Source organism: Streptomyces tritici, from assembly GCF_048500665.1.
In the GTDB taxonomy this organism is placed as follows: domain Bacteria; phylum Actinomycetota; class Actinomycetes; order Streptomycetales; family Streptomycetaceae; genus Streptomyces; species Streptomyces tritici.
Map to the genome: position 1 here is coordinate 1,848,445 of NZ_CP183183.1, position 20,952 is coordinate 1,869,396.

At 75.1% G+C, this 20,952-nt stretch carries 20 protein-coding genes and 1 pseudogene; 8 read left to right on the top strand and 13 right to left on the bottom strand.

Translation table 11 applies throughout. From position 1 onward, the window contains the following. The first annotated feature begins 10 nt into the window (after window positions 1–10). Window positions 11–796 (top strand): MerR family transcriptional regulator, encoded by a 786-nt coding sequence (locus ACNJ93_RS08555; protein WP_418956755.1) that lies wholly within the window; start codon window positions 11–13, stop codon window positions 794–796. After that, window positions 793–1,659, top strand: coding sequence for a hypothetical protein (locus ACNJ93_RS08560; protein WP_418956756.1), 867 nt, complete (start codon window positions 793–795; stop codon window positions 1,657–1,659). Before ACNJ93_RS08555 ends, ACNJ93_RS08560 begins: the two co-directional genes overlap by 4 nt. Here the strand turns inward: ACNJ93_RS08560 and ACNJ93_RS08565 are convergent. After that, entirely contained in the window at window positions 1,646–3,088 is a 1,443-nt protein-coding gene (locus tag ACNJ93_RS08565) for an RNB domain-containing ribonuclease (protein WP_418956757.1), read from the bottom strand. The genes ACNJ93_RS08560 and ACNJ93_RS08565 overlap by 14 nt on opposite strands. 129 nt (window positions 3,089–3,217) lie before the next feature. On the opposite strand from ACNJ93_RS08565, the gene yaaA reads away from it, so the two are divergent. Then, window positions 3,218–3,985 carry a peroxide stress protein YaaA gene (gene yaaA, locus ACNJ93_RS08570; RefSeq protein ID WP_418956758.1) on the top strand — a complete coding sequence of 256 codons (768 nt, stop codon included), beginning with the start codon at window positions 3,218–3,220 and terminating at the stop codon, window positions 3,983–3,985. A gap of 63 nt (window positions 3,986–4,048) precedes the next feature. Further along, entirely contained in the window at window positions 4,049–4,666 is a 618-nt protein-coding gene (gene eda / locus ACNJ93_RS08575; RefSeq protein ID WP_418956759.1) for a bifunctional 4-hydroxy-2-oxoglutarate aldolase/2-dehydro-3-deoxy-phosphogluconate aldolase, read from the top strand. A gap of 10 nt (window positions 4,667–4,676) precedes the next feature. Here the strand turns inward: eda and ACNJ93_RS08580 are convergent, their stop codons facing one another. The 5 genes from ACNJ93_RS08580 to ACNJ93_RS08600 form a co-directional block, all read right to left on the bottom strand. Next, window positions 4,677–5,519 carry a GNAT family N-acetyltransferase gene (locus tag ACNJ93_RS08580; RefSeq protein ID WP_418956760.1) on the bottom strand — a complete coding sequence of 281 codons (843 nt, stop codon included), beginning with the start codon at window positions 5,517–5,519 and terminating at the stop codon, window positions 4,677–4,679. A gap of 10 nt (window positions 5,520–5,529) precedes the next feature. Continuing rightward, entirely contained in the window at window positions 5,530–6,831 is a 1,302-nt protein-coding gene (locus tag ACNJ93_RS08585) for a bifunctional RNase H/acid phosphatase (protein WP_418956761.1), read from the bottom strand. Then, window positions 6,831–7,574, bottom strand: a complete 744-nt coding sequence (locus ACNJ93_RS08590) for a zinc ribbon domain-containing protein (RefSeq protein WP_418961347.1) — start codon at window positions 7,572–7,574, stop codon at window positions 6,831–6,833. Before ACNJ93_RS08590 ends, ACNJ93_RS08585 begins: the two co-directional genes overlap by 1 nt. Then, window positions 7,571–8,386, bottom strand: a complete 816-nt coding sequence (locus ACNJ93_RS08595) for a Nif3-like dinuclear metal center hexameric protein (RefSeq protein ID WP_418956762.1) — start codon at window positions 8,384–8,386, stop codon at window positions 7,571–7,573. The genes ACNJ93_RS08590 and ACNJ93_RS08595 overlap by 4 nt, the downstream gene beginning before the upstream one ends. A gap of 153 nt (window positions 8,387–8,539) precedes the next feature. Then, on the bottom strand, window positions 8,540–9,568 hold the full coding sequence (locus ACNJ93_RS08600) for an ABC transporter substrate-binding protein (protein ID WP_418956763.1): 1,029 nt from the start codon (window positions 9,566–9,568) through the stop codon (window positions 8,540–8,542). Window positions 9,569–9,823: 255 nt separating this feature from the next. On the opposite strand from ACNJ93_RS08600, the gene ACNJ93_RS08605 reads away from it, so the two are divergent. Both ACNJ93_RS08605 and ACNJ93_RS08610 read left to right on the top strand, forming a co-directional pair. Then, window positions 9,824–10,939 carry a hypothetical protein gene (locus tag ACNJ93_RS08605; RefSeq protein WP_418956764.1) on the top strand — a complete coding sequence of 372 codons (1,116 nt, stop codon included), beginning with the start codon at window positions 9,824–9,826 and terminating at the stop codon, window positions 10,937–10,939. 48 nt (window positions 10,940–10,987) lie between these two features. Next, on the top strand, window positions 10,988–11,113 hold the full coding sequence (locus ACNJ93_RS08610) for a hypothetical protein (RefSeq protein WP_418956765.1): 126 nt from the start codon (window positions 10,988–10,990) through the stop codon (window positions 11,111–11,113). Between the two features lie 72 nt (window positions 11,114–11,185). Here the strand turns inward: ACNJ93_RS08610 and ACNJ93_RS08615 are convergent, their stop codons facing one another. From ACNJ93_RS08615 to ACNJ93_RS08630, 4 genes are all read right to left on the bottom strand, one after another. Further along, window positions 11,186–11,818 carry a GNAT family N-acetyltransferase gene (locus tag ACNJ93_RS08615; protein ID WP_418956766.1) on the bottom strand — a complete coding sequence of 211 codons (633 nt, stop codon included), beginning with the start codon at window positions 11,816–11,818 and terminating at the stop codon, window positions 11,186–11,188. 99 nt (window positions 11,819–11,917) lie between these two features. Further along, a complete protein-coding gene (locus ACNJ93_RS08620) occupies window positions 11,918–12,859 on the bottom strand; it encodes a 3-oxoacyl-ACP reductase (protein WP_418956767.1) in 942 nt (313 codons plus the stop codon). Window positions 12,860–12,869: 10 nt separating this feature from the next. Continuing rightward, window positions 12,870–13,946: a Zn-dependent alcohol dehydrogenase gene (locus tag ACNJ93_RS08625; protein WP_418956768.1), complete on the bottom strand. Its 1,077-nt coding sequence runs from the start codon at window positions 13,944–13,946 to the stop codon at window positions 12,870–12,872. Window positions 13,947–14,020: 74 nt separating this feature from the next. Beyond that, window positions 14,021–14,875: a MaoC/PaaZ C-terminal domain-containing protein gene (locus ACNJ93_RS08630; protein WP_418956769.1), complete on the bottom strand. Its 855-nt coding sequence runs from the start codon at window positions 14,873–14,875 to the stop codon at window positions 14,021–14,023. A 318-nt stretch (window positions 14,876–15,193) separates the two neighbouring features. On the opposite strand from ACNJ93_RS08630, the pseudogene ACNJ93_RS08635 reads away from it, so the two are divergent. Further along, window positions 15,194–15,625 (top strand): annotated as a pseudogene (locus tag ACNJ93_RS08635) (response regulator); the annotation flags it as partial. Between the two features lie 130 nt (window positions 15,626–15,755). On the opposite strand, the gene ACNJ93_RS08640 reads toward ACNJ93_RS08635, so the two are convergent. After that, window positions 15,756–16,052 (bottom strand): ATP-binding protein, encoded by a 297-nt coding sequence (locus ACNJ93_RS08640; RefSeq protein ID WP_418956770.1) that lies wholly within the window; start codon window positions 16,050–16,052, stop codon window positions 15,756–15,758. Window positions 16,053–16,270: 218 nt separating this feature from the next. On the opposite strand from ACNJ93_RS08640, the gene ACNJ93_RS08645 reads away from it, so the two are divergent. Then, window positions 16,271–17,263 carry an AraC family transcriptional regulator gene (locus ACNJ93_RS08645; RefSeq protein ID WP_418956771.1) on the top strand — a complete coding sequence of 331 codons (993 nt, stop codon included), beginning with the start codon at window positions 16,271–16,273 and terminating at the stop codon, window positions 17,261–17,263. Window positions 17,264–17,550: 287 nt separating this feature from the next. Here ACNJ93_RS08645 and ACNJ93_RS08650 read toward each other — a convergent pair whose 3' ends face one another. After that, window positions 17,551–18,747 (bottom strand): lipid-transfer protein, encoded by a 1,197-nt coding sequence (locus ACNJ93_RS08650; RefSeq protein ID WP_418956772.1) that lies wholly within the window; start codon window positions 18,745–18,747, stop codon window positions 17,551–17,553. Between the two features lie 8 nt (window positions 18,748–18,755). After that, window positions 18,756–20,939: an acyl-CoA dehydrogenase gene (locus tag ACNJ93_RS08655; RefSeq protein ID WP_418956773.1), complete on the bottom strand. Its 2,184-nt coding sequence runs from the start codon at window positions 20,937–20,939 to the stop codon at window positions 18,756–18,758. Window positions 20,940–20,952: the final 13 nt, after the last annotated feature.

The window sequence follows — 20,952 nt, forward strand, 5'->3', positions numbered from 1 at the left end:
TACTGGGTCCATGCGAATCGGCGAAATCGCCGCGCTCGTCGGGGTCACTCCGCGGGCCGTGCGGCACTACCACCACCTCGGGCTGCTGCCCGAGCCCGTGCGGCGGGCCAACGGGTACCGCGCGTACACCGTGCGCGACGCGGTGCTGCTCGCGCGGATCCGGCGGCTGACCGAGCTGGGCCTCGGGCTCGACGAGGTGCGGGACGTGCTCGCGGACGAGGGCGGGCGGGAGCTGGTCGAGGTCCTGGAGGAACTGGACGAGGACCTGCGGCGGCAGGAGGCGCTCATCCACGAGCGGCGGGAGCGGCTCGCCGGGCTGCTCGTGCAGGCCCGGGAGGGGAAGCTGGCGGCCGAGGGGCCGGTGTCCCCGGCGCTCGCGTCCCTCTTCCACGACGTGGCCCGGACCTCCGCCGGGCGGCCGGAGTCGCCCATGGCCGCCAAGGACCGCGAGATGCTGGCCCTGCTGGAGACCGTCGCCCCCGAGGGCGAGGCCCGGGACCGGCTCATGGACACCATGCGCCACATGGCCGAGGCCCCCGGCGCGGCGGAGCGGGCCCACGAGCTGTACGCCCGGCTCGACGCCCTCGCCGACGCGGAGCCGGCCGACCCGCGGGTCGCCGAGGCGGCGCGGTTCCTGGCGGACCTGCTGCCCGACGAGGCGGTCGCCGGTCTCGGCGACGGCGCGGCCCTGCCGGCCGACGGCGGTCTGGCGGCCGCGTTCTTCGCCGACCTCGCCCCGGCCCAGGAGGCCGTCGTGCTGCAGGCACTGCGGCTGGTGCAGGAGCGTGCGCGGTGAAGGCGCTGCTTCGGGTGCTGCGCGCGCTCGCGTACACCGCGCTCCCCTTCGAGCTCGTGCTCGCCGTCTGCCTCGTCGCCGGGGTGCGGATACCCGCCGGGGTGCTGTTCGGGGCCGAGCTGCTGGTGGTCGTGCTGTGCGCGGTCGAGGTGGCGGCGTACGCCCGGCTGCGGCGGAGCGGGCTGTCGGCACGGGAGGCCGTCGGAGAGCTCGTGCCCGAGCCGGTGCTGCGGCTCATCGGTCACGAGCTGCGGCTGATGGCGAGCCTCGTGCTGTGGGCGGGCCGCCGGCGGATCGGGGTGACGGCCGGCGACCGGGCCTTCGGCCACGCCCGCGACCAGGCGGCGCTCATGTACGGCTTCGCCTTCGTCTGCCTGGTGGAGACCGTCGGCATGTCGTACCTGCTGGTCGACCTGCCGGTCGTGCACGCGATCGTGCTGGTCCTGGACGTGTACACCGTCCTGTTCGTGCTCGGTCTGCACGCCGCGTCGGTGATCCGCCCGCACGTGCTGTCCGACGGGGAGCTGCGGCTGCGGCAGGCGGCCCATGTCGACGTGCGGGTGCCGCTGGACCGGATCGCGTCGGTCCGCCACGAGCTGCTGTTCACCCATGAGAAGAGGGACGGCGAGCTGAACCTCGCGGTCGGTTCGCAGACGTCGGTGACGGTCGAACTGACAGAGCCGGTCGACGCTCCCCGCTTCCTGGGCGGCCGGCGCCTCGTGACCGTGCTGCGGTTCCACGCCGACGACGCCCGTTCCCTCGTCGCGGCGCTGCGGGAGCGGACGGCGGCCCGGCTGGACGAGCCGGCGGACGCGGCCCGGCCGGCGGCGGACGCCGGGCCGCCCGCCGTCACGCCGGGGTGAACTGGACCTTCGACCCGGCCGGGTCGGCCTGGGTGAGCCGTACGCGGAGCCAGTTGCCGAGCGGTAGCTCGTCCGTGCCGCCCGCCACGCGGGCGACGACCGCCGGGTCGTCGAGGTGGACGGTACCGACCGTCGGCTCCCGTTCCTTCACGTCGATGACGTACGCGTCGAAGACGTCCCCCACCCGCCCCTGCAGCAGCGCCGCCTCGACGAGGTCGACGCTCTCCCGCTCGACGGTGTTGGCCCGGCGCGTGCCCTGCGCCATCTCCTCCGGCAGTGCCGCCAGCGCCGCGGTCGCCCACTCCGGGGGCTCGCGGCCCGCGACCGCCGCGAGGCACAGTTCGCCCGCGTACCGGTCGACCAGCCGCCGCAGCGGCGCGGTGCAGTGCGTGTACTCGTCCGCGACCGCCGCGTGGACCGCCGGGGAGGGCAGCCTGCCGTCGGTGAAGACGGTGTAGCCCGAGCCGCGCAGCAGCGCCGTGCAGTCCTGGAGGAACGCGGCGTGCCGCGGGTTGCGCGGGTCGAGGCGGCGGACCACGTCCGCGTACGAGACGTGGTGCGGCCAGTCGACGCCGAGGGCCTTCGCCGAGCGCCGCAGCCGGGCGACCGCGCCGTCCGGGGCGGTGGGCAGGGTGCGCAGGACGCCGGTGCCGGCGGCGGTCATCAGGTCGGCGGCGGCCATGCCCGTGAGCAGGGAGATCTGGGCGTTCCAGCCGTCGGCCGGCAGCGGCGCGCGGTACACCGTCGCGTACGAGCCGTCGCGCGCGACGATCTCCTGCTCGGGGACGTTGAGCGAGATCCCGCCGCGCTCGGCCTCCAGCGCCTCCCGCAGCCGTCCGATCTCGCGCAGCAGGGCGAGCGGCTCCTCCGCCGTGCCGTCGTCGATCTTCTGCTGGACGCCCGCGTAGTCGAGGCGGGCGCGGCTGCGGACGAGGGCGCGGCGGACGTCGGTGGCGACCCGGCGTCCGTCGGCGTCGAGGTCGATCCGCCAGAGCAGGGCGGGCACGGGCTCGCCGGGGAGGAGGCTGGCCGCGCCCTCGGAGAGGACGGGCGGGTGCAGCGGGACCTTGCCGTCGGGGAAGTAGAGGGTGAGGACCCGGCGGTGGGCCTCGGCGTCGACCGCTCCGCCGGGCGCGACGAACGCAGCGACGTCGGCGATGGCGTAGTGGACGCGGTAGCCCCCGTCGGCCCGCCGGGTGAGGTGCATGGCCTGGTCGAGGTCGGTCGAGCCGGGCGGGTCGATGGTGAAGAAGGGGAGGTCGGTCGCGTCGTCGGCGGGAAGCCGCGGGGCGCGGGCCGCGGCCTCCGCCTCGGCGAGGACCTCGGGCGGGAAGGCGTCGGGGATCGCGAGCCCGGTGCGCAGGGCGCGCAGCGCGGCGCGCAGCGGCGTCTCGGCCGCACCGGTCACGTGGAGATGGCGGCGGGGCATGGACCGAGCGTATGGCGGGGGGCCTGGTGCGGCACTTTGTAGGCTGGGCGGGGCCGGCCGGGCCGTTCCGCTCGTGGCCGGCCTTCGGGGGCCGCACCCCCTGCCCCGTACGTACGAAGGAGAATCGCCGTGCTCGTGCTGTTGCCGCCGTCGGAGGGTAAGGCCGCTTCCGGGGGCGGGGCGCCGCTGAAGCCGGAGTCGCTGTCCCTGCCGGGGCTCGCCGAGGCACGGGCGGCCGTCCTGGACGAGCTGGTCGAGCTGTGCGCCGCCGACGAGGAGAAGGCGCGCGAGGTGCTTGGCCTGAGCGAGGGCCTGCGGGGCGAGGTCGCGAAGAACGCCGGGCTGCGCACGGCGGGCGCGCGGCCGGCCGGGGAGATCTACACGGGTGTGCTGTACGACGCGCTGGGCCTGGCGACGCTGGACGCGGCCGCGCGGAAGCAGGCGCGGGCCTCGCTGCTGGTGTTCTCGGGGCTCTGGGGCGCGGTGCGGGTGGACGACCGGATTCCGTCGTACCGCTGCTCGATGGGCGTGAAGCTGCCGGGGCTCGGCGCGCTGGGCGCGCACTGGCGGGGCCCGATGGCCGAGGTGCTGCCGGAGGCGGCGGGCGAGGGGCTGGTCCTGGACCTGCGCTCGTCGGCGTACGCGGCGGCGTGGCGGCCGAAGGGCGCGGTGGCGCAGCGCACGGCGACGGTACGGGTCCTCCACGCGCCGACCCGGAAGGTCGTCAGCCACTTCAACAAGGCCACCAAGGGGCGCATCGTGCGGAGCCTGCTGGAGTCGGGCGCGGTTCCGGACAGCCCGGCGGAGCTGGTGACTGTTCTGCGGGACTTGGGGTACGTGGTCGAGCAGGGCGCGAAGGCGGGGGCGCTGGACGTGCTGGTGGACGAGATCCACTGAGGTTTCGTTGCGCTCTGCGCAACGGCCATTGCGCCCTGCGCGCGGGATGGGCACGATGGCCGCATGATGAGCGTCCTCGACCTTGCCCCCGTCCTCCCCGTCGTCGTGATCGAGGACGCCGCCGATGCCGTGCCGCTGGCGCGGGCGCTCGTGGCGGGCGGGCTGCCGGCCATCGAGGTGACGCTGCGGACGCCGGCCGCGGCGGAGGCGATCCGGGCGATCGCGGACGAGGTGCCGGAGGCGATCGTCGGGGCGGGGACGGTCGTGACCTCGGCGAACGTCTCGAACGCGGCCGCCGCGGGGGCGCGGTTCCTGGTGAGCCCCGGCTGGACGGACGGGCTCCTCGACGCGATGCGCGCGTCGGGGCTGCCGTTCCTGCCGGGCGTCTCGACGACGTCCGAGGTGGTGGCGCTCCTGGAGCGCGGGGTGCCGGAGATGAAGTTCTTCCCGGCGGAGGCGGCGGGCGGCGTCCCGTACCTGAAGTCGCTGTCCGGTCCGCTGCCGCAGGCCCGCTTCTGCCCCACCGGGGGCATCGGCGCGGCGTCCGCGCCGTCGTACCTCGCGCTGCCGAACGTGGGCTGTGTCGGCGGTACGTGGATGCTGCCGCCGGACGCGCTCGCGGCGAAGGACTGGGCCCGGGTGGAGCGCCTGGCCCGCGAGGCCGCGGCGCTGGAGGTCTGAGCCCGGTGGCTCAGGTCCTGGTCAGGGCCAGGTGGTCGGTCACCGGGCGGTAGCCGAGCCGCTGGTACAGCGCGTTGCTGGTGGGGTTGGCGAGGTCGGCGAAGAGCAGGACCTCCCGCGCGCCGGCCGCGCGGGCGGCGGCGCTCACCGCGGAGGTGACCGCCCCGGCGTAGCCGCGGCCGCGGTGCTCGCGCGGCGTGAAGACCGGGGAGACGCGGGTCTGGCCCGCGACCTGCTGCGAGAGCCCCGCGAGGGCGACGGCTCCGGCGTCGGGGGTCTCCCAGAGCGTGAGCCGGCCCTCGGCGACGCGGGTCGTCACGGCGGGCGTCCAGTCCGCGGCGGGGTCGCCCTCCCCGGTCTCGGCGGCGAAACCGGCGAACCAGGCGGCGAGGAGCGGTACGTCCGCCGGGTCGGCGACCCGGGCCCGGCCGGCGGGCGCGGGCTCGGGCGGGGTGAGCGCGCCGAGCCGGAACAGCCGCGTCTCGCGGGCCACGGCCCAGTCCCCGCCGCGCGCGTCCGCGAAGGCCCGTACGGCGGCGGTCTCGCCCCGCACGGCCGTCGCGTCGGAGACGGCGGGCTCGTCCGCCAGCGCCCGCGCCGCTGCCTCCGTCATGGGCCCGAGCGCCGGAGGGTGCGGCGGCGTGACGACGAACGTCCCCGTCACCGCGCCCCCATCACCTTCCCGCCACCACCCGAACCGAGCGGGTGCCACGTCCCCGAACGCATACGGCCCCTGCCGCCGCACGCTCTCGGCGACGGTCCACACCACGGTCCCTCGCACGGCCTCCCCCGCGAGGCCCGGCCCCGCGGCGTCCAGAAACGCGTCCACGTCCTCGCTGACGAACCAGGTCACGGCCGTACCGTCAGCCGCGCAGGTGGCCGGTGTCGTTGAAGAGGCGGACGGAGGCGTTGCCGTCGGCGTAGTAGGCGACGGCGGAGAGGGACGCCGCGGAGAGTTCCATGCGGAACAGGGACTCCGGCGGGGCGCCCAGCGCCAGGCGGATCAGGGTCTTGATGGGCGTGACGTGCGAGACCAGCAGGACCGTGCGGCCCGCGTACGCCGCCGCGAGGCGGTCCCGCGTGGCCGTCACCCGGCGCGCGACGGTGGCGAAGCTCTCGCCGCCGCCCGTCGGCTCGGCCTTCGGGGAGGCCAGCCAGGCATCCAGGTCGTCGGGGTACCGCTCGCGCACCTCGCCGAACGTCAGGCCCTCCCACGCGCCGAAGTCCGTCTCGCGCAGCCCCTCCTCGACCCGGACGTCCAGGCCCAGACGGGCGCCGACGGCCTCGGCGGTCTGGCGGCAGCGCTTCAGCGGCGAGCTGACGATCTCCTGGATCGTGCCGCGCGCGGCGAGCGCCTCGGCCACCGCGTCGGCCTGCCGCAACCCCACGGCCGACAGCTCCGGATCGTTGCCCCCGCTCCCGGAGAACCGCTTCTCCGGGGTGAGCGCCGTCTCGCCGTGCCGGAGCAGGACGAACGTCGCCGGCGCGCCCATGTCCGGACCGCCGCTCCAGCCCTGCGCAGGCGCCGGGGCCGTCGTGCCGCCGTGCCGTACGGCGAACTGCGCGCCGCCCGCCGCGGCCTCGAAGTCGCCGCCGGCACCGGAGCGCACCAGCGCCGCGCGGGCCTTCGCCGCGCCGGCCGCCGCGTCGCCGGGCGGGCCGGCGGGGGCGGGCGGCAGGGCCGCCGCGTTGCGGGCGGCGGCCGCGTCGAACGCGGCCGTGGAGTCCGCCGGCCGCCACTGCTCGCCGCGCTTGCCCGCGTCCATCGCCTCGTTGGCGAGCCGGTCCGCGTGCTTGTTCTGCTCGCGCGGGATCCACTCGTAGCGCACCCGGCCGGCCGGGAGGATCCGGCCCGCCTCGGCCGCGAGCGGCTTCATGTCCGGGTGCTTGATCTTCCAGCGGCCGGACATCTGCTCGACGACCAGCTTGGAGTCCATCCGGACCAGGACGGACACGTTGGCCAGGTCCGTCGTCAGCTCCAGCGCGGCCTTCAGGCCCGCGATCAGGCCCTTGTACTCGGCGACGTTGTTCGTCGCGACGCCGATGTACTCGGCCCGCTCCGCCAGCGTCTCGCCGGTCGCCGCGTCCAGGACCACCGCGCCGTACCCGGCGGGCCCCGGGTTGCCCCGGGAGCCTCCGTCCGCCTCGACGATCAGCCGCCGCATTACAGGCCGGACTCCGACGTGCGGACCAGGATCCGGCGGCAGTTCTCGCAGCGCAGCACCGCGTCCGCCGCGGCGGACCGGACCTCGTTCAGCTCGGTGATGTTCAGCTCGATGTGGCAGCCCTCGCAGCGGCGCTGGTACAGCCGCGCCGCGCCCACGCCGCCCTGCTGCTCGCGCAGCTTCTCGTACAGCTTGAGCAGGTCCGCCGGGACGGAGGAGGCGACGAGCTCGCGCTCCTTGCCGACCGACGCGGCCTCCGCGTCCAGCTCGGCCTGCGCGGCGTCGCGGCGCGCGGTGGCGTCCTCGGTCCTGGCCTGGACGGCGGAGACGCGCTCGGTCAGCTCGGCGACCCGCTCCTGCACGGACTCGCGGCGCTCCATGACCTCCAGGACGACCTCCTCCAGGTCGCCCTGACGCTTGGCCAGCGAGGCGATCTCCTTCTGGAGGTTCTCCAGGTCCTTCGGCGAGGAGACCGCGCCGGAGTCCAGGCGCTGCTGGTCGCGGGCCGCGCGCTGGCGCACCTGGTCCACGTCCTGCTCGGCCTTGGTCTGCTCGCGGGCGCAGTCGCTCTCCTCGGTCTGCGCGGCGACGAGCAGGTCGCGCAGCTGCGTGAGGTCCTTGGTCAGCGACTCGATCTCGTCGTGCTCGGGCAGGGACCTGCGCTTGTGGGCGAGCTGCTGGAGGCGGACGTCCAGGGCCTGGACGTCGAGGAGGCGGATCTGGTCGGCGGGCGCGGCGTTCAGTTGGGGGCTCCAGAGGTGTGGTGTGAGGACCAGGGGTCGGTGACCGTCTTCGAGACGTGGACGCGCAGGTCCCAGCCGTGGCGGTCGGAGATCTCGTCGAGCTGGGCGGCGGCCTGCTCGCACCAGGGCCACTCGGTGGCCCAGTGGGCGGCGTCGACGAGGCCCAGCGGGGAGTGCTGGACGGCCTCGGACGCCGGGTGGTGGCGCAGGTCGGCGGTGAGGAAGGCATCCACACCGGAGGCCCGCACGACGTCGAAGAGGCTGTCGCCGGAGCCGCCGCTGACGGCGACCCGGCGCAGGACCATGTCGGGGTCGCCGGCGACGCGGATGCCCTGCGCGGTGGCGGGCAGCCGCTTCGCGGCGCGCGCGGCGAAGGCGGCGAGCGTCTCGGGGACGTCGAGCTCGCAGATCCGGCCGAGGTTGTTCTCGGGGACGAGCGGGCCGGTGACCCGCAGGTCGAGGGCGCCGGCGAGGGCGTCGGAGACGCCGGGGTCGGCGGTGTCGGCGTTGGTGTGCGCGACGTGCAGGGCGATGTCGTGCTTGATCAGCGTGTGCACGACCCGGCCCTTGAAGTGGGAGGCCGCGACCGTCGTCGTCCCGCGCAGATAGAGGGGGTGGTGCGTGACGACCAGGTCCGCGCCGAGGGCGATCGCCTCGTCGGCGATCTCCTGGACGGGGTCGACGGCGAACAGCACGCGGCGGACCTCGGCGTCGGGGTCGCCGCAGACCGTGCCGACGGCGTCCCACTGCTCGGCCCGCTCGGGGGGCCAGAGGGCGTCGAGCTCGGCGATGACTTCAGACAGACGGGGCACGGAGGAAAGGCTACCTGGCTCCTCTTTGCGCCTGAACCGGCGCGGCGCTCGCGGCGGCGGCCGGGCGCCGTGGGGGTTGCTCCCTGCTCGGTCGCGGTGATTCCCGGGGAAGAAGCCCCTGGTGTCGTCGGTCGACGCCAGGGGCTCCGCCGCCTACTTGACCAGGTGGCCGCGCAGGTCCGCGAGGACGCTCTCGGCGGCGGTGACGCCGAGGCCGAGGTACCAGGTCTCGTCCGGGACGTCCTTGGCCTGGCCGGCCTTGACCGCCTTGAGGTTCTTCCAGAGCGGGTTGGCGATCGCGGTGTCCTTCTTGGTGGCCTTCGGGTCGCCGTAGACGCCGCTGAAGATCCAGTCGCCGTCCGCCTCGTCGATCTTCTCGGGGCTGATCTCGGCGGCGAGGTCGTCGATCTGCTGGTTCTTCGGCCGGGGCAGGCCGACGTCCTCGAGGATCGTGCCGATGAAGGACGCCTTGGCGTAGAGGCGGATCTTGCCCGGCATGTAGCGGACCATGGAGACGGTCGGCTTGGCCGCGCCCAGGTCGGTGCCGAGCTGCTTCGCCTTGGTCTCGTAGGCGGCGAGCTTCGTCTTCGCCTCGGCGGTCCGGTCCAGGGCCGCGGCGTTGAGGAGGTAGTTCTCCTTCCAGGTGAAGCCGGGGCGGAGGGAGAAGACGGTCGGCGCGATCTTCGACAGCTCGTCGTACTTGTCGGCGGCGCGCAGCTGGCTGCCGAGGATCAGGTCGGGCTGCAGGTTGGCGATCGCCTCGAGGTTGAGATTGTTGATGGTGCCGACGGACTTGGGGGCGCCGGCGTCCTTCTTCAGGTACGTGGGGATGCCATCGTCCCCCTCGGACGGCGCAAAGCCGACGGGCTCGATGCCGAGCGAGACGACGTTGTCGAGCTCGCCGACGTCGAGCACGACGACGCGCTTCGGGGCGGCCTTCAGCTCCGTCTTCCCCATGGCGTGGGTGAGGGTGCGGGGGAACTGGCCGGGCTTGGCGTCGGTGCCCATGGCCGCCGTCCTGGCCGCCGCGTCGCCGAAGTCCTTGCCGCCCTGGGCGACGGCCTTCTTGCCGGAGTCGGCCTTCTTCTCCGAGGTCGCGCCGGTCCCGCCGCCGCAGGCGGCGAGGGACAGCGCGGCGGCGAGGGCGACGACGGCGGCGGTGCCGCGGCGGCGTGGCGTCATGGGGACGGCTCCTGGGTACGGGTGGGGACGGTCGGTGCGAGTGGTGCGGGTGCTGCCTCGTGGGACCCACAAGCGGAACCACCAACCCCGCTTAGGGTCGCCTTACCTTACAAGCACGGCCGCCCGACCAGCACAATCGCCCCCCGCCCCTCAGCAGAATCGATTCACGGCCACCCTTATGTGTGAAGTGACCGGTCCCGTGTTGTTCGGCAGGAAGTGCGAAAACTAGCTTCGGTGGCCGGAGGTGACGAGTCGATGACAGCGTGTGCCATCGAGGCGGCCGCGGACGGGGAAGGCGCGGCACGGCCGAGCAAGTTCACGATCACGGCGAACGGCGCCTACGCGGCCCGGCTCACGGGGAGCGGCGACGCGCTGTACGCCGAGCGCTGGACACTGGACGGGCCGGAGCCGTACGCGGTGCCGCTCCCGCTCGACCAGCCGGAGGACCCGGACGCCCAGGTGCTGCCGCTGGCGGACGGGCGGGTGCTGATCTGCCGCCGGGTCGCGGAGCGGCTGACGTTCTCCCTGCTGTACCCGACCGGTCCGCGGACCGGCGAACTGACCCTGGGCGCCGTCGAGTCGGCCGCCGAGCTGACGCTGCTGCCGCCGTCGCCGGACGGGACGTGCGCGTACGCGATGGCCGTCGGCCCGGACACGACGGAGCTGTGGCTGGTGGCCGGCGGGGCGTTCGGGCCGGAGCGGGTCGCGGAGGTCAAGGGCGCCTGCACCGGCGGCGTCTGGCTGGACCGTACGGGCCGGATGCTGGCGCTCGACCGGCGGCTGGACGACGGGCCGGTGAAGGCCGTGGCGGTCGACCTGGAGCGGGGCGGCGAGGTGACGCCGCTGCTGCAGATCACGGAGGAGAGCGACGACCGGCTGCTCCTCGCCGACGCCGACAGCGGCCTGCTGCTGATCGGCTCCGACGCGCCGTCGCCGGGGCGGGAGCGGCTGGGGTGGGGCGTGCTCGGCAGCACCCGCCCGGTGCGCTTCCCGGAGTGCCTGCACCCGGCGGACACGCGGGTGACCCCGTTCGCCGTGCAGCCGGGGCAGGTCCTGCTGCCGGAGAGCTGCTCGGTGGCGCTGCGGATGGACGCGGGCGCGGGCAGCTGGATCGGCATGTGGACCCCGACGTCGAAGCGGCCCGCCCAGGTGGCCGCGCCGGCCGGGTGGCTGGAGGGGGCCGGGGTCTGGACGCCGGAGGGCACGCTGCGGCTCCCGTACGCGACGGCCGCGACGCCCTGCGGGGTGGCGGCGCTCGACGTGCCGCCGGAGGCCCCGGAGCCGGCGCCGGTGGTGGAGCCGTGCCGTCCGGTGCCGCTGCAGCAGGCGCCGCTGTCGGGCGGCAAGTCGCCTGTCACCAAGGCTCGTTAGACTCACGCCCCGCAAGACGAAAGCGATCATCACGGGGTGAGTCCCACCATGCAGGAATCCACACCGGACTCGACCGAGTCCATCCCCCACGGCCGCCATCGCGGCAACCCGTCCCCCCAGGAGGAGCCGGAGAGCGCGCCCCACGGCCGCCACCGGCGCAGCCCGGAGGAGTGACGACGACGGCCCGGCCGGGGCGGGCGACCCCCGCTCCGGCCGGGCCGGATTCGCCTGCGGCCCGCGGCGGGGTCAGGCCGGCCCGGGCCTGTGGATGAAGCCGGTCAGCGGGGCCACGACCTTCCAGTCGAGCGACTCGTAGAGCGCTCGGCCCTGCACGGTGGCGCCCAGGATGCCGGTGGCCGCGCCGTGCTCGGCGGCCGCGTGGGTGAGCGAGCCCATGACCGCCGTCCCGAGCCCGCGCCGCTGGTGCGCCTCCTCGGTGACGATCTGGTCGAACACGCACGTCGCCCCGTTCAGACCGATCTGACCGCGCGCGGCGAGCTGGCCGTCGGCGGCCAGGACCCTCACGAGGACGACCCCACCGGCGGTCTCCGCCGTGGCCGTGTAGCCGTCGGGCAGGCGCACGGGGGTCGGGTGCAGGTCGACGGCCATCAGGAAGCCAGGATCGTCGGGCTCCCACGCGGCCCCGAACCACGGCTCCATGACGTCCGGTTCGAGGAACGCCTTGATCCAGACAGCCGGTTCGGTGATCCCGGCGACGAGTCCGCGGGCCGTCCCGGCATCGGCGTCGAGCAGGACGTGCCGGACCGTCTGGGTCGGCAGGCCGACCTCGATGCTCAGCCCCCAGGGTCGGTCCACCGGCCTCGGCACCCGTCGCGAGACGGTCCAGCCCTCCACCCACGCGCGCGCGAGCTCCCTCATGCGACCCCCTCAGGTAATAAGTAACCCCAGGGTGTGGATATTACACACGCAGGACGCGGGGGGCTCGCGCGACCGCCGCCGCACGGCTGCGCGACGCGGCTACTCGTGCTTCAGCCCGAGGATCTCCGTGGCCGCGAAGGTCTCCCCCGCCGGGCGGGCCGCGTAGTGCGGGGTGAGCAGGGAGTCCAGTTCCTCGTACGTGAACGCCGCCTTGGCGGTGTCGAACTTGGCGGCCACCTTCGGCCGGTCCACCACCGCGACCATCCCGCCGTGGACGACGAGGAGCTGGCCGTTGACCCCGGCGGCGGCCGGGCTCGCGAGGTAGCCGACCAGCGGGGCCACGTGCTCGGGGGACAGCGGGTCGAGTTCGCCCGCCCCGGGCTCGGCGAAGCCGGCGAAGACGTCCTCGGTCATCCGCGTCCGCGCCCGCGGGCAGATGGCGTTGACGGTGACGCCGTACTTGGCCAGGGCCAGCGCGGTGGACGTGGTCAGGCCGACGATGCCGCCCTTCGCCGCCGCGTAGTTCGGCTGCCCCGCCGAGCCGGCGAGGAACGCCTCCGAGGAGGTGTTGACGATCCGGCCGTGGACGGACGTCTCCCCCGCCTTGGCGCGGCCCCGCCAGTGCACCGCCGCGAAGTGGGTGGTGTTGAAGTGGCCCTTGAGGTGGACCCGGATCACCGCGTCCCACTCGTCCTCGGTCATCGAGAAGACCATCCGGTCCCGCAGGATGCCCGCGTTGTTGACCAGGACGTCCAGTTTCCCGAACTCGCGCACGGCCAGGTCGACCAGGCCGCGGGCGGTCTCGAAGTCCGCCACGTCCCCGAGGTGGGCGACGGCCCGGCCGCCCCCCGCGCGGATCTCCGCGGCGACCTCCTCCGCGGGCGCCGCCGACGCCTCGCCGGAGCCGTCCCGGCCCGGCTGCCCGTAGTCGTTGACGACGACGGCCGCGCCGAGCCGGGCCAGTTCCAGCGCCTCGGCGCGGCCGAGCCCGCGGCCGGCCCCCGTCACGATCGCGCTCAGGCCCTCCAGAGGCAGAGTCACAGCCGGCTCCTCAGATCTCGATGCACGTGCGCAGGGCGACGCCCGTGCGCATCTGGTCGATGGCCTCGTTGATGCCGGCGAGCGGCACCCGGTGGGTGATCAGCGACTCCAGGTCGATCCGGCCGGACCGCCACAGGGCGATGGCCCGCTCGTACGAGGTGAGCACGTCCCCGCCGCCGTACATGGAGGGCACGATGCGCTTCTCGTCGAAGAACAGCTCGAACATGTTGAACTGCACGAAGTCGTCGAGCGCGCCCGCGCCGACGACGCAGAGCGTGCCGCCGCGCCGGGTGGTCTCGTACGCGGTGCGGGCGGTGGCGGACCGGCCGACGACCTCGAAGACGTAGTCGAAGCCCTCCCCGCCGGTCACCCGCTGCCTGGCGTCGGCGAGCGCGTCCGGGGCGACGGCCTCCGTGGCGCCGAACCGCAGCGCGGCCTCGCGCCGGGACTCCACCGGGTCGACGGCGACGATCTGCGCCGCGCCCTGGAGGCGGGCGCCCTGGATCGCGGAGATCCCCACGCCGCCGCAGCCGATGACGGCGACGGACGAACCGGCCGTCACCTTCGCGGTGTTGATCGCCGCGCCGAGGCCGGTGGTCACGCCGCAGCCGATGAGCGCCGCGATGTCGAAGGGCACGTCGTCGGGGATGGGCACGGCGCAGCCGGCGTCGACGACGACCTCCTCGGTGAAGGTGCCGGTGCCGGCGAAGCCGAAGACGTCGCCGCCGGGGCGCCGGAAGTTGGGCACGCCCGCGTTCATGAAGCCCGCGAGGCACAGGTGCGTTTGGCCGCGCTTGCACGCGGCGCAGGTCCGGCAGGCCGGGAGCCAGCAGAGCAGCACCCGGTCGCCGGGGGCGAGGCCGGTGACGCCGTCGCCGACGTCGAGGATCTCGCCCGCGCCCTCGTGGCCGGGCACGAACGGCGCGGGCTGCGGCAGGACGCCGCTCATGGCCGAGACGTCGGAGTGGCACAGTCCGGTGGCCCTGACCCGGATGCGCACCTTGCCCGGGCCGAAGCCCACGGCCTCGACGTCGTCGAGGACCTCCAGTTTCTCCTGGCCGATCTCGTGCAGGACGGCTGCGCGCATGGTGCGGCTCCCCTCGGGACTGCGTGATGCCTCGGGACTGCGGACTGCGTGATGCCTCAGGACTGCCTGATGCCTCAGGAATGTTCGACGACGGTGTCGGCGAGGACCGGAGCGTCGTCGCGTTCCACGGCCGTCACGGACACCTGGACGCGGCCCTCCCCGGCCCACATCCGGATGCGCAGGGTCTCGCCGGGGAAGACCACCCCGGCGAAGCGGGTGCGGTACGAGCGGACGCGCGCCACGTCGCCGGCGAGCAGCGTGTCGACGACCGCCTTGAGCGTCATCCCGTACGTGCACAGCCCGTGCAGGATCGGCCGGTCGAAACCGGCCAGCTTGGCGAACTCGGGGTCGGCGTGCAGCGGGTTCCAGTCGCCGGAGAGCCGGTACAGCAGGGCCTGGTCCTCGCGGACGGCGCGGTCCTCGGTCCGGTCCGGGTCACGGTCGGGAAGGTCGGCGCGGGCGGAGGGGCCGCGGTCGCCGCCCCAGCCGCCCTCGCCCCGGACGAAGATCTGCGCGTCGCTGGTCCACAGTGGACCGTCCTCGTCGGCGGCCTCGGAGCGGAGCACGAGCACGGCGGCCTTGCCCTTGTCGTACACGGCGGCGACCCGGGAGGTGGACACGGCGCGGCCGCGGACCGGGATCGGCCGGTGCAGGGTGACGGACTGCCCGCCGTGCAGGACGGCGGCGAGGTCGATGTCGATGCCGGGCGCGGAGAGGCCGCCGACGACCCCCATGCCGGCGCCGGCGACGGTGGCGAAGCTGGGCAGGACGTGGAGCCGGGACTCCAGGGTGTAGCGGAGCTCGTCGGGGTCGGTGGCGGGGACGCCCGCGCCGAGGCCGAGGTGGTAGAGCTGGACGTCCTTGTGGTCCCAGGCGATCTCGGCGCTGCGGGGCTCGGCGGCGACCGCCCTGGCGGCATCGATGGGCATGTGGATGCTGCTCCTTGAGGTCCTGTGGAGAGGCCGCGGGGTGCCTCTGGAAAGACCTCGGTGCGACCGTCCGCACCGTCGGCCGCACCGAGGCCGCGCGGGAACCGGCCCCGTTCACATCCGTTCTGGTCCGTTCTAGAACGCGTTCTAGGCCGGTGGAGGTCATGTATAGCCGAGCGGTCCCCACTTGTGAACCCTCCCCGCCCCATCTTTCTGACGCAGCGTCAGTAACCGTTCCCGGCGCGTCCCGGCGCGCGGGCGGCGGCCGCGGGCGGCACTCTGGGACCGGGAACCGCGTCGAGAGGCTGGAGCCGGCCGATGATCAGAGTGCTGCTCGCCGAGGACGCCGGCGGGGTACGGGGCGGACTGGCGGTGCTGCTCGGGATGGAGCCGGACATCGAGGTCGTGGACCGGGTGGGCCGGGGCGACGAGGTCGTGGACGCGGCACTGGTGAGCCGCCCCGAGGTGGTGCTGCTCGACGTCGGACTGCCCGGCCGCGGCGGCTTGGAAGCGGCGGCGGAGCTGGCCGCGGAGGTCCCGGACTGCCGGGTGCTGCTGCTCGCGACCTTCGGCCGGCCCGGCGACCTGCGCCGGGCGACGGAGGCGGGGGCGGCGGGGTTCCTGGTGAAGGACGGCCCGGTGGAGGAGCTGGCGGAGGCGATCCGCGCGGTGATCCGGGGCGAGACGGTCGTCGACCCGGCGCTCGCCGCTGCCGCCGGGAGAACGTCCTCCGACGCGGCGACCGCCCGAAGCGCCGCCCCCGACGCCTCGGCCGCCCCGGCCGCCCGCGAGCGCCCCGGCCCGGAGGCCGGGCACCCGCGGGACCGGGCGTAGGCGGCCGCGGGGGCCGCGGAGACTCAGCCGGGGAGCCGCGGAGGACTCAGCCCAGGGGAAGACCGGAGACGGGCAGCCCGGACACGGGGAGACCGGACAGCGGCAGGCCGTTCAGGGGCAGGCCGCCGAGCAGCCCGGCGACCGGGTCGCCCGCCTTCTGCGCCTGGTCGGCCACCGGGGCCGCCCCCGTCACCGACTCGGCCACCGGAGCGGCCTGGCCGACCACGTCACCCACCGGCAGGGCGCCCGCCAGCGCCAGGCCGTCCGCCGCCTGGGCGGCCGGGGTCGCGAGGGTCGCGGCGGCCAGGGCTCCGAACGTGACGGCCAAGGTCTTACGGTTCACAGCGTTTCCTTCCGGAGGGGCGGGCCGCAGTCGGAGTCGGCCCACGTCGTGCCCTGGCCAACGAGCGGGATCCGATGAGGAAACGATCAGCGGCCGCCTCCGGCAGGCCGGACCCCGTCCCCGGCCCCCGTCCGAAGCGGCGGTGAGGCCATGTCACATACCGTGCCCCGGAAACGTCGAACAGGTGAGGCATCGACCAGGGGATCGGAGAGACCGTCGTGATCGGAACCGTTTTCCGCACGGACGACCTGCCCGCCGAGGGCAGGTTCGAGTGCTGGCGGGAGAAGCTCGTCCGGATCCGGTCGGCCGACGTCGCCAGCCCCTTGACCGCCGATTTCCGGGCGGAGTTGCGGCACATGGAGCTCGGCCCGGTGACGGTGATGCACAACTCGTTCACGCCCGCGCGCATCTGGCGCACCGACCGCATGGCGCGCCGCGGCGACACCGAGACGTACCACGTGACGCTGCTGACCGGCGGAGCGCTGGCCCTGACCACCGAGGACCGCGGCACGGCCGCGCTGGTCCCGCACGACCTCCACATCCTCGACAGCCGGCAGGTGTTCGAGGTCCGGCCGGACGACCGCGACCGCCTCCCCGTCGCAGGCGTCGGCGTCGACTTCCCCCGGGCGCTGCTGCCCCTGCCGCCGCAGCGCGTGCGTCAGATATGGGGCCGCGGACTGTCGGCGCGGGAGGGCATGGGCGCGCTGCTCGCCGACTTCCTCGTCGGTCTCGGGCGGCAGGCCGACCACCTCGGCCCGGCCGACGCGCCCCGCCTCGGCGCCACCGTGCTCGACCTCGTGTCCGGCTGGCTGGCCGCCGCCCTGGACGCCGAGGACGCCCTGTCGCCGGAGACCCGGCACCAGACCCTCGTCGAGGGCGTCCGGGTGTTCGTCCGGCAGAACCTGCACGATCCCGAGCTGACCCCGTCCGTGATCGCCGCCGCGCACCACGTGTCGCTGAGTCATCTGCACCGCGTCTTCACCCGGTACTCCGGGGGCGAGACGCTCGCCGCCTGGATCCGCGCCCGCCGCCTGGAGCGCGCCCACCGCGACCTGGCGGACCCGGCGCTGCGCGCCACGCCGGTCCACGCGGTCGCCGCCCGGTGGGGCTACCCGCGCGCCTCCGACTTCACCCGCGCGTTCCGCGCCGCGTACGGGCTGTCGCCGCGCGAGCACCGGCAGCGGTCGCTGGGCGACGCGCCCCGATCCTGAGACGCAGTGCCAAGCAAACGGCGACGCAGTGCCAACACGGCGACGGGACGGCTCGGCAAGATCGGTGGGGCGCGCGGAGCGCAGGTGGGGGAACGCGGCCCGTGGCCGCGGCGGCCTCCGCGCGCGTGAGCCCCGGCCCGACCCAGCGCACCCGGCCGCCTCCCTCGGCGGCCGACTGCGGGGCCGGCGCGGCGGCGCCCCTCGGGCTTCCCCCAGGAGGAGGCGCCGCCGCACAGGCACCCTCCGCCGCGCGAACCCGACGCCGCGCGCCTCGAACGCCCTACGCGCTACGCCCTCCGGAGCAGCGTCACCACCGCCGCGCCGCCGAGGCCGATGTTGTGCGCGAGCCCGACCCGGGCGCCCGGCACCTGCCGTCCGCCCGCCTCGCCACGCAGCTGCCAGACCAGTTCGGCGGCCTGGGCCAGGCCCGTCGCGCCCAGCGGGTGGCCCTTGGAGATCAGCCCGCCGGAGGGGTTCACGACCCACCGGCCGCCGTACGTCGTCGCGCCGGACTCCACGAGTTTGCCGGACGCTCCCTCCTCGCACATGCCGAGCGCCTCGTACGTCAGCAGTTCGTTGACCGAGAAGCAGTCGTGGAGCTCGATCACGTCGACGTCCTCGATGCCGAGCCCCGACGCCTCGTAGACCTGCCGGGCCGCCGCGCGGGACATCGGCCGGCCGACGACGTCGATGCAGGAGCCGGAGGCGAAGGACTCCTCGGTGTCCGTGGTCATCGCCTGCGCCGTGATCTCCACCGCCCGCTCGCGCAGCCCGTGTTCGTCGGCGAACCGATCCGAGACGACCACGGCCGCCGCCGCGCCGTCCGAGGTCGGCGAGCACTGGAGCTTCGTCAGCGGCCGGTGGACCGTCTTCGCGGCGAGGATCTCCTCGACCGTGTACACGTCCTGGAACTGGGCGCGCGGATTGGCCGCCGAGTGCCGGTGGTTCTTCGCGCCGACCGCGGCGAGCTGCGCCTCGGTGGTGCCGTACCGCTCCATGTGCTCGCGGGCCGCGTTGCCGAAGATCTGCGCGGTGGGAGGGCTCGTCTCGAAGCCGTGCCGGGCCGCCATGACCCCGTAGTGCCGCGCCACGGGTGACGTCTTGAAGTCTCCGCCGTCCGCCCCGCCGCCCAGCGCGCCGCGCTTCATCTTCTCGAAGCCGAGCGCGAGCACGCAGTCCGCGAGCCCGCCCTCCACGAACTGCCGGGCGATCATCAACGCGGTCGAGCCCGTCGCGCAGTTGTTGTTGACGTTGTAGACCGGTACGCCGGTCAGCCCCAGTTCGTACGCGGCGCGCTGCCCGGCCGTCGACGCCTGGAAGCAGTACCCGGCCACCACCTGCCGCACCTGCTCGTACGCCAGGCCAGCGTCGGCGAGCGCGGCCGTGCCGGCCTCCTTCGCCATGTCCCCGTACTGCCAGTCGCGCGTCTCCGGCTTGGCGAAGTCCGTCATCCCGACGCCGACGAGGTACGCCTTGCTCACCATGGTCTCCTTCAGTCCCTGGGCAGGCCGAGAATGCGCTCGGCGACGACGTTGAGCTGGACCTGCGTGGTGCCCCCGGCGATGGTCAGGCAGCGGGACATCAGCAGCCCGTGCACGGCCCGTTCGCCCGCGCGCTCCCGCACCGCGCCCGCAGGCCCGAGGAGTTCGAGGGTCAGCTCGGCGACCTTCTGCTGGTGCCGGGTCTGCACGAGCTTGCGCACGCTCGCGCCCGCGCCCGGTTCGAGGCCCGACACCTGCAGCAGCGTGGTGCGCAGGCCGATGCAGCCGAGCGCGTGCGCCTCGGCGACGAGCGCCCCGATCCGTACGCGGACGGGCTCCTCGGCGCGGCCGGAGTTCTCGATCAGCGCCTCCAGGCCGGTGTCGAAGGCGACCTGGTCGGCCATGTGGACGCGCTCGTTGCCGAGGGTGTTGCGGGCGACCCGCCAGCCGTCGTCCACCGCGCCGACGACCGCGCCGGGCGGCAGCGGCGCGCCGTCGAACCAGACCTCGTTGAAGAGGGAGTCCCCGGTGATCTCCTTCAGCGGCCGGACGTCGATGCCGGGGGTGTTCTTCATGTCGACGACGAAGTAGGTGAGCCCCCGGTGCTTGGGGGCGTCCGGGTCGGTCCGGGCGAGCAGGATGCCGAAGTCGGCCCCCTGGGCGGCGCTCGTCCACACCTTCTGCCCGGTGATCCGCCAGCCTTCGTCGGTGCGTTCGGCGCGGGTGCGCAGGGCGGCCAGGTCGGAGCCGGCGCCCGGCTCGCTGAACAGCTGGCACCACTGCAGGTCGCCGCGCAGCGTCGGGCCGAGGTACCGCTCCTGCTGCTCGGGCGTCCCGTACGCGAGCAGCGAGGGGACGACCCAGGTGGCGATGCCGAGCCCGCTGGGCCGCACCCCGGCGGCGGCGAGTTCCTGCTGCACGGCGAGCTGCTGGACGGGCCCGGCCCCGAGCCCGTACGGCGGCGGCAGGTGCGGGGCCACGAGCCCGGTCGGGGCGAGGGCGCGGCGGGCGGCCTTCGGGTCGAGCCCGCGGGCCGCCGCGACGGCCTCGCGCGCCTCGGCCCGGTACGCCTCGGCCTCCTCCGGCAGGTCGAGGCGCAGTTCGCGCCGCGTCCCGGCGGCGGCGAGCCGGGCGGCGCGGGCGCGGTGGGCGTCGCCGGTGCCCAGGAGCTGGCGGGCGACGAGGGCGCGGCGCAGGTACAGGTGGGCGTCGTGCTCCCAGGTGAAGCCGATGCCGCCGAGGATCTGGACGCAGTCCTCGGCGCAGCGGTACGCGGCGTCGAGCGCGGTCGCCGCGGCGAGCGCGGCGGTCAGGGCCCGGACGTCCTCGGGCTCCCCGGCGGCGAGGGCGGCGTCCCAGGTCAGCGCGCGGGCCTGTTCGAGTTTCACGAGCATCTCGGCGCACAGGTGCTTGACCCCCTGGAACTGCCCGATCGGCCGCCCGAACTGCTCCCGCGTCCGCGCGTGCTCCGCGGCCGTCTCCAGGGCCCGCCCGGCGGTGCCGCAGGCGTCGGCCGCGTACAGCACGGCGGCGAGGTCCCGGACGAGTCCGCCGGCGACGCGCAGGACGCGGTCCGCGGGCACGGTCACGTCGTCGGCCGTGACCTCGGCGGTCGGCCGGGTCGGGTCGGCGCTGTCGTGGACCCGTACGGCGAGGGCGTCGGCGTCCACGGCGGCCCAGACGGTCCCCTCGGGCCCCTCGGCGGCCAGGACCAGCAGGTCCGCCTGCGCCCCGCCGAGGACGGGCGGGGCGGTGCCGGTGAGCCGCAGGCCGCCGGACCCGTCGGGCGCGGCGGGCGCGGCGGGCGCGGCGAGGAGCGTGCCCGGCCCGAGGGCGACGGCCCCGGTCCGCCGCCCGGAGGCCAGCTCGGCGACGAGCGCGGTGAGCCCGGCCCGGTGCAGGACCTCGGCGGCGAGGACGTGCGGCAGGTACGGGCCGGGCAGCACGGCCCGCGCCGCCTCCTCCAGGACGACGGCCAGGTCGACGAGGGTCCCGCCCCCGCCGCCGTGCTCCTCGGGCAGGTGGACCCCGAGCAGCCCGTGCCCGGCGAGCGCCTCCCAGTGGGCGGGCCGGACGGTGGCGGTGCCGGGGACGTCGAGGTGTTTGCGCACCTCCTCGGGCGGCGCGACCCGGGCGAGCAGCCCGCGGACGGCGCGGGCGAGCTCCCGCTGTTCGTGCGTGATGGCGATGCCCATGACAGGGCAGACT

Bases quoted from the DNA above. Each gene is read 5' to 3' on its own strand.
- ACNJ93_RS08600 (WP_418956763.1), bottom strand. From the start codon at position 9,568: ATGACGCCACGCCGCCGCGGCACCGCCGCCGTCGTCGCCCTCGCCGCC.
- ACNJ93_RS08610 (WP_418956765.1), top strand. From the start codon at position 10,988: ATGCAGGAATCCACACCGGACTCGACCGAGTCCATCCCCCACGGCCGC.
- eda (WP_418956759.1), top strand. From the start codon at position 4,049: ATGATGAGCGTCCTCGACCTTGCCCCCGTCCTCCCCGTCGTCGTGATC.
- ACNJ93_RS08615 (WP_418956766.1), bottom strand. From the start codon at position 11,818: ATGAGGGAGCTCGCGCGCGCGTGGGTGGAGGGCTGGACCGTCTCGCGA.
- ACNJ93_RS08585 (WP_418956761.1), bottom strand. From the start codon at position 6,831: ATGCGGCGGCTGATCGTCGAGGCGGACGGAGGCTCCCGGGGCAACCCG.
- ACNJ93_RS08655 (WP_418956773.1), bottom strand. From the start codon at position 20,939: ATGGGCATCGCCATCACGCACGAACAGCGGGAGCTCGCCCGCGCCGTC.
- ACNJ93_RS08605 (WP_418956764.1), top strand. From the start codon at position 9,824: ATGACAGCGTGTGCCATCGAGGCGGCCGCGGACGGGGAAGGCGCGGCA.
- ACNJ93_RS08625 (WP_418956768.1), bottom strand. From the start codon at position 13,946: ATGCGCGCAGCCGTCCTGCACGAGATCGGCCAGGAGAAACTGGAGGTC.
- ACNJ93_RS08630 (WP_418956769.1), bottom strand. From the start codon at position 14,875: ATGCCCATCGATGCCGCCAGGGCGGTCGCCGCCGAGCCCCGCAGCGCC.
- ACNJ93_RS08555 (WP_418956755.1), top strand. From the start codon at position 11: ATGCGAATCGGCGAAATCGCCGCGCTCGTCGGGGTCACTCCGCGGGCC.
- ACNJ93_RS08650 (WP_418956772.1), bottom strand. From the start codon at position 18,747: ATGGTGAGCAAGGCGTACCTCGTCGGCGTCGGGATGACGGACTTCGCC.
- ACNJ93_RS08565 (WP_418956757.1), bottom strand. From the start codon at position 3,088: ATGCCCCGCCGCCATCTCCACGTGACCGGTGCGGCCGAGACGCCGCTG.